Here is a 6,441-nt window from a genome sequence, read left to right on the forward strand (position 1 = left end):
CGTCGTCGGTGCGAGGACTGACCAGCCTGTTCGCCGGCTTTGTCGTCGGCATGATCGGCGTCGACCTGCAGACCGGACAGCCGCGCTTCACCTTCGGCACGGCCGAATTGCTCGACGGTGTCGACGTCATCATCGTCGCGGTCGGCCTGTTCGCCGTCGGCGAGACGCTCTACATGGCCTCGCGCCGCTATGCCGGCAAGGACGAGATCGTGCCGCTGAAAGGTTCGCTCTACATGACGGCGGCCGAATGGGCCCGCTCGTGGAAGCCTTGGCTCAGGGGTGCCGCGATCGGCTTTCCGATCGGCGCCATGCCGGCCGGAGGCGCCGAGATCCCGACCTTCCTGTCCTATGCGATCGAGAAGAAGCTTTCGAAGCATAAGGACGAGTTCGGCACGGTCGGCGCCATCGAAGGCGTCGCGGGGCCGGAAGCCGCCAACAATGCATCGGCCGCCGGCGTCCTGGTGCCGATGCTGACCCTCGGCCTGCCGACCTCGGCGACCGCGGCGATCATGCTGTCGGCCTTCCAGAGCTACGGCATCAATCCGGGGCCGCTGCTTTTGACGACGCAGGCCAATCTGGTCTGGGGCCTGATCGCCAGCCTGTTCATCGCCAACGTCATCCTGGTCGTCCTCAACCTGCCGCTGATCGGCCTTTGGGTGCGGCTCCTGAAGATCCCGGCGCCGCAGCTCTATGCCGGCATCCTGGTGTTCGCCACGGTCGGCACCTACGGCATCTCGCAGTCGCCGATCGATCTCGCGATCCTCTATCTCTTGGGCGCGGCAGGCTTCCTGATGCGGCGCTTCGATTTCCCGACAGCGCCGGTGATCATCGGCATGATCCTGGGACCGCTTGCCGAAACGCAGTTCCGCCGCGCGATGACGATAGAAAACGGCGACTGGACGGTGTTCTTCCGGCATCCGCTGTCACTGACGCTTTTGACGCTCGCCTTCATCGGCCTTGTCGGACCGCATATCTGGGCCTGGATCGAGCACCGGCGCAGGCGCGGGCCGGAGCACGTGCCGGGCGATGCCTGATTTATCATGACAGACCTGCTTTCCGGCATCCGCGTCCTCGACCTCACCAATGTGCTGGCGGGTCCCTACTGCGCCTATCAGCTGGCGCTGCTCGGCGCCGACGTCATAAAGGTTGAGGCACCGCCGGGCGGGGATCTGGCGCGCCAGCTCGGCGCCTCGCCTGAACTCAACCAGGCCGGTATGGGGGCCTCGTTCCTGGCGCAGAACGCCGGCAAACGATCTGTTGTGCTCGACCTGAAGAAGCCCGACGATCGCGAGCGTTTCCTCGACCTGGTGGCGACGGCCGACGCGCTGGTCGAGAATTTCCGGCCGGGGGTGATGAATCGCCTCGGCCTCGGCCATGAAAAGCTGAAGGAAGTCCGACCGGGCCTCGTCTATTGCGCGATATCCGGTTTCGGCCAGACCGGGCCGATGCGCGGCAATCCCGCCTACGACCAGATCATCCAGGGCCTGTCGGGGATCATGAGCATTACCGGCACGCCGGAAACGGCGCCGCTGCGCGTCGGCTATCCAGTGGCCGACACGCTGGGCGGGCTGGTCGGCGCCTTCGCCATCGCCGCGGCGCTGGTGAAGCAGAAGACAAAAGGCGAGGGCGCCTTTCTCGACGTCTCGATGCTCGAATGCACGCTGTCGGCGCTGGGCTGGCCGGTGTCGAACTATCTGACGGCCGGCGTCGAGCCAAAGCCGATGGGCAATGAGAACATGACGGCCGCACCTTCCGGCGCGTTCCGCACCGACGAGGGGTTGCTCAACATCGCGGCCAACAAGCAGGAGCAATTCGTGACCCTTTGCGGGTTGATCGGGCGGCCGGAGTTGGCGTCGGATACACGCTTTGCCGAGCGCGAGACGCGCAAGCAGAACCGGGCAGCGCTGAAGGTGCTGATCGAGGACGCGCTTGGCAGCGCTTCGGCGGCGACGTGGGAAGAGAAACTCAACCGTGCCGGCGTGCCGGCAGGGCGGGTGCTGACGATCCCGCAGGTGCTCGAGGAGCCTCAGGTCACCGAGCGCGGCATGGCGACCTCGTTCGAGGGCATGTCCGGCATGGATCGGCCGCTGACGGTGGTGCGCGGCGGCTTCATGGTCGACGGCGTGGCGCCCACGCCAACGGCACCGCCGCCGCGCCTTGGCGAGCATACGGACGAGGTGTTCGCCGCCTTGCCCGGGCGCGGTACGTCGAGGGCGCAGGCATGAGCGAAGATAAAAAGACCGGCCGCGAGCGCGCGGAGGAATGGTGGCAAACGTCCATCATCGAGATGCGGCCGGGCGTCATCCGGCTGCGCGGCTACGAGATCCAGGATCTGATCGGCCGCGTCAGCTTCCCGGCGATGATCTGGCTGATGCTGCGCGGCGAATTGCCAAGCGAAGAGCAGGCGGCACTGCTCGGCATTGCGCTGGGCGCGGCCGTCGACCACGGTCCGCAGGCCCCGTCGATCGCGATCGCCCGCATGGCCGCCACTTGCGGCGTCGGCATCAACAACGCGATGGCGTCGGCCATCAACGTGCTTGGCGACGTGCATGGGGGCGCCGGCGAGCAGGCGCTTTCCTTCTATGGCGATATCGCCGCGGCGATGGATGGCGGCACGCCTCTTGCCCAGGCAGTGAAGACGCGGCTCGATCGTTTCTTCGCCGAGGAGAAAGGCTATGTGCCGGGGCTTGGCCACCGCTTCCACCCGGTCGATCCGCGCGCGCCGCGCCTCATCGAGCTGACACGGGAATTCGCCGCGCGCGGCGTGGTCAGTGGGCGTTTTGCCGACATTGCCGGTGCAATCGAGGCGGAAGTCGCCGCGCGCAAGGGCAAGACGATCCCGCTCAACATCGACGGCACGACGGCCGTCATCTATGGCGAGCTCGGGTTCCCCCCTGCGCTGACGCGCGGCCTTTTCGTTTTGTCACGGTCGGTCGGCATTCTGGCGCATGCATGGGAACAGTCGCAACAAGGCGACCGCAACAAGGGGCCGCTGCCCCGGGAATGGCTGTGGGCCTATACCGGCATGCCGGTACGGCCTTTTCCCGACACCGAATAGGACGGTTTAAGCCGGATCGGCCGCCGGAATGGTCAGATCCCGGAGCAGCGTCGAAAGCTCAGGCTCGTCGATGAGCAGGGCAGCGTCTGCCGGCGGCAGCCATGCGCGTTGCCGGTTCGCGGCCTCCCGCCAATCGGCAAGTTCCTCCGTGACTTGGAGGAGATAGACCGAAACGTCCACCCGAATGAAGCCCTCGGTCATGCGTTTCCAATAGGAATAGGTACCGGCAGGCTGCTTCAGCGACTTGCCGAGAACACCGGCCTCTTCCTGGGCTTCGATCGTTGCCGCCCTGCGTCCGCTCTTGCCTTTCATCGGCCAACCCTTGGGCACGATGAAGCGCCGCGTGGTGCGTGAGGTGACCAGCAGCACTTCGAGGCCACCGTCTTCCCGCAACCGAAACGGAATGGCCGCCACCTGGCGGATCCGTTGCCCTTTCTTGGCCCGGCGAACTGCTTTCTTCTTGGTTGTTGCCATCCCAAATTCCGGTAGGAGCAGCGTCCCGCCGCAAGCTATCCGCGCGGCAAAACCCGTCCCTTCCTGCAAACCCTAGAGCGTCTCACCGTTTCGTGGAAACGGCGAGCCGCTCTATCTTTCTGTCTTGACGCAATTCCTGACGGAAAACCGTGTCACACTTTTCCTGGAATTGCTCTAAAACCACCGCCCTTGCAATCCGGTATCTTGCCGGTAAGTAAGTCGGCTAATAAACCGAAAAAAACAAAATGTCAGCGGCAAACCCGCGAAATCGTGTTGCCGACCGCTTCCATGCGACATGTCTGATCATATACCGGCACGTTGGGCTGAGGCTGGCGTACGGTCGGCCGGTCGAGCTCACGATAGATCTGCTGCTGCTGCTGGTATTGCTGCCGCTGCAATTGGTTCTGCAACTGCTGCAGCTGGTTCTGCTGCACCAATGCGTTGCGGTTCGTCGGGATGACGACCTGGGCCGATACGCCGGAAGCCATGCCCAGCAAGCCGGTGGCCGCCAGGGCAGCTGAAATCAGAAACGTCGATAGGCGGCGGGACGACATGGCTTCCTTGTCCGCATGAAAAACAGAACCTCAGCCTAATATAGGGTATTCGACCGGCGGCGCCATGGTCAGCTGATCGATTGTCATGCCAAAGGAGATCCGGCCCGTGCCTCAGCATTGCACTTGACGGCGGCGGCTGCTGGCGGCTCTAACAGCGGCTTCGCCCGTCCACGCGACTGGCCGGTTGGCAAAGAGGGATTCGATGAAAATCAGGTATGCCATAGCGATGCTGGCCGTCGCGGGCATCGTCGGTCCGCCGGCATTCGCCGCGCAGAACAAGGGCGACAAGGTGGCCGCTCAGCCCGCCGGCGCGGCGGCCAAGCCGCAACTGCCGGGCGGCGCGTCGGCGCTTTCGGAAACGCATGGCGACTGGACGGTGAACTGCCAGGTCACCGGCACCAACAAGGTCTGCAGCCTGTCGCATCAGCAGTTCAACAAGCAGAGCGGCCAGCGGCTGCTGGCGATCGAATTGACGACCAAGACGGGTAAGGACGCCGCGGGCACGCTGGCGCTGCCTTTCGGACTTGCGCTGGCCAACGGCGTCGCGCTCGAAATCGACGACAAAAAGCTCGACGGCACGCTGCAGTTCAACACCTGCCAGGCGGTGGGTTGTCTGGTGCCGGTGACGTTCGACGCCGACACCACGCCGCTGCTGCAGAACGCCACCACGCTGAAGATCAACGCTATCGCCGCGGATACTATGCAGCCGATTTCCTTCACCATCTCGCTCAACGGTTTTGGAAGCGCGCTGGCGCGGACGGCGGATCTGTCGGCGGATTGATCCACAACGAGGGTATTCATTTTGGGGCGATTGGCGAAAGCCGGTCGCCTTATTCGTTTCCGTCCACCTCGCGCAAACGGTATCCCACGCCCGTCTCGGTGATGATGTAGCGCGGCTGGTCCGGGGTTTTCTCGATCTTCTGCCGCAGCTGGCGGACATAGACCCTCAGATATTGCACGTCGGTCGAGTCGTTCCAGATCTGCTTCATCAGGAACTGATGCGTCAGCACCTTGCCGGCGTACTGCACTAACATGCGCAGGATGTCGTATTCCTTGGGCGACAGCTTCACTTCCTTGCCCTCGACCTTGACGATGCGCTTCACTAGGTCGACGGAGAGATCGCCGGTGTGGAACACCGGCTTCTCTCCCTGCTGCTGGAACTTATGGCGCAGCGCCACGCGGATGCGCGCGACCAGCTCGTTCATGCCGAAAGGCTTGGTCACATAGTCGTCGGCGCCAAGCTCGAGCGCCGAGACGATGCCGGCCTCGTCGGTGCGGCTGGACAGGATCACGACCGGAATGTCGAGCCCGTCGCCGCGCCATTTGCCGAGCAGCTCCAGGCCGGTCACGCCGGGCAGGCCGAGATCGAGCAGGATCAGGTCCGGCCGTTCGGTCTGCAGGAGCTCGATCGCCGCCTTGGCGTTCGGCGCCTCGCAGACCGTATAGCCCTGGCTGCCCAAGCCGACGCGCAGCAATTTGCGGATCGGCGGCTCGTCGTCGACAACCAGTATGGACACGGTCTGATTTGTCATGCCGCATCATCCGTAAGGGGCGCGCCGAGCGCCGGCAAGTCAGCCGGCACCGGCATGCGGATGGTGAAGATCGCGCCTGGACGGTCGGTGCGGTTGGCCGCCGCGATCGTGCCGCTCATCGCCTCGATGAAGCCGCGGCTGATCGACAGGCCGAGGCCCGTGCCTGCACGCACCTGGTCGCGTTTGCGCACGCGGTAGAAGGTGTCGAATATCCGCTCCAGGTCGCCCGGTGGGATGCCCGGCCCCTCATCCATCACCTGCAGGATGATGGCGCCATTGTCGACCCAGGCCTGCAGCCGGATGATCGAGCCGGGCGAGGCATATTTGGCGGCATTGTCGAGGAGGTTAAACAGCGCCTGCTCGAACAGCACGGGATCGAGCCGCAGCATCGGCAGGTCGGCCGGAATGTCGGTCTCTATTGTGTGCTCGGCGGTGATCTTCTGCGCCCGGTTCAGCGCCGAGCCGACGACATCGCCGACATAATGGAGCGCGTAATTCGGCTCCATCGCGCCCGACTCGATCCTGGTCATGTCGAGCAGGTTGGCGATGAAGCGGTTCAGCCGCTCCGACTCGCTGACGACCGTCGACAGAAGCTCCGCGCGATCCTTTTCCGGCAGCGCCGGCGCGAATTCCTTCAGCGTGCCGGCCGCGCCCATGATCGCGGCGAGCGGCGTCTTCAGGTCGTGGGAGATCGAGGTGAGCAGCGCCGAGCGCAACCGGTCCGCTTCGGCCGCAAGCCGGGCGCGGTCGACATCGGCGACGAGCTGGACCCGCTCGATGGCCACCGCTGCCTGGTCGACCAAGGCGTCGAGCAGGCAGCGGT

Annotated in this window: 8 protein-coding genes; 4 read left to right on the forward strand and 4 right to left on the reverse strand. The window is 64.7% G+C overall.

Annotation, left to right across the window (positions count from 1 at the left end; translation table 11 throughout):
* The 3 genes from EOA28_RS20580 to EOA28_RS20590 form a co-directional block, all read left to right on the forward strand.
* Nucleotides 1–1,034: tripartite tricarboxylate transporter permease (locus EOA28_RS20580; protein ID WP_128315216.1), on the forward strand; the 1,034-nt coding region annotated here is incomplete at its 5' end.
* 6 nt (nt 1,035–1,040) lie between these two features.
* Entirely contained in the window at nt 1,041–2,225 is a 1,185-nt protein-coding gene (locus tag EOA28_RS20585; RefSeq protein WP_127249502.1) for a CoA transferase, read from the forward strand.
* The gene (locus EOA28_RS20590; RefSeq protein WP_127249501.1) at nt 2,222–3,058 is read left to right on the forward strand and encodes a citryl-CoA lyase; all 837 of its coding nucleotides are present in this window, start codon (nt 2,222–2,224) and stop codon (nt 3,056–3,058) included. Before EOA28_RS20585 ends, EOA28_RS20590 begins: the two co-directional genes overlap by 4 nt.
* A gap of 6 nt (nt 3,059–3,064) precedes the next feature.
* Here EOA28_RS20590 and EOA28_RS20595 read toward each other — a convergent pair whose 3' ends face one another.
* Nucleotides 3,065–3,532 carry an NUDIX hydrolase gene (locus EOA28_RS20595; RefSeq protein WP_127249535.1) on the reverse strand — a complete coding sequence of 156 codons (468 nt, stop codon included), beginning with the start codon at nt 3,530–3,532 and terminating at the stop codon, nt 3,065–3,067.
* A 248-nt stretch (nt 3,533–3,780) separates the two neighbouring features.
* Nucleotides 3,781–4,086 carry a hypothetical protein gene (locus EOA28_RS20600; RefSeq protein WP_127249500.1) on the reverse strand — a complete coding sequence of 102 codons (306 nt, stop codon included), beginning with the start codon at nt 4,084–4,086 and terminating at the stop codon, nt 3,781–3,783.
* A gap of 202 nt (nt 4,087–4,288) precedes the next feature.
* Between EOA28_RS20600 and EOA28_RS20605 the strand changes: the two genes are divergently transcribed.
* Entirely contained in the window at nt 4,289–4,867 is a 579-nt protein-coding gene (locus tag EOA28_RS20605; RefSeq protein WP_127249499.1) for an invasion associated locus B family protein, read from the forward strand.
* A 49-nt stretch (nt 4,868–4,916) separates the two neighbouring features.
* Here EOA28_RS20605 and EOA28_RS20610 read toward each other — a convergent pair whose 3' ends face one another.
* Both EOA28_RS20610 and EOA28_RS20615 read right to left on the reverse strand, forming a co-directional pair.
* A complete protein-coding gene (locus EOA28_RS20610; RefSeq protein WP_127249498.1) occupies nt 4,917–5,618 on the reverse strand; it encodes a response regulator transcription factor in 702 nt (233 codons plus the stop codon).
* Nucleotides 5,615–6,441 (reverse strand): ATP-binding protein (locus EOA28_RS20615; RefSeq protein WP_245501569.1); only part of this gene is annotated, 827 nt, incomplete at its 5' end. The genes EOA28_RS20615 and EOA28_RS20610, both read right to left, overlap by 4 nt.

It is taken from the genome of Mesorhizobium sp. M2A.F.Ca.ET.067.02.1.1 (genome assembly GCF_004023285.1).
GTDB lineage: Bacteria > Pseudomonadota > Alphaproteobacteria > Rhizobiales > Rhizobiaceae > Mesorhizobium.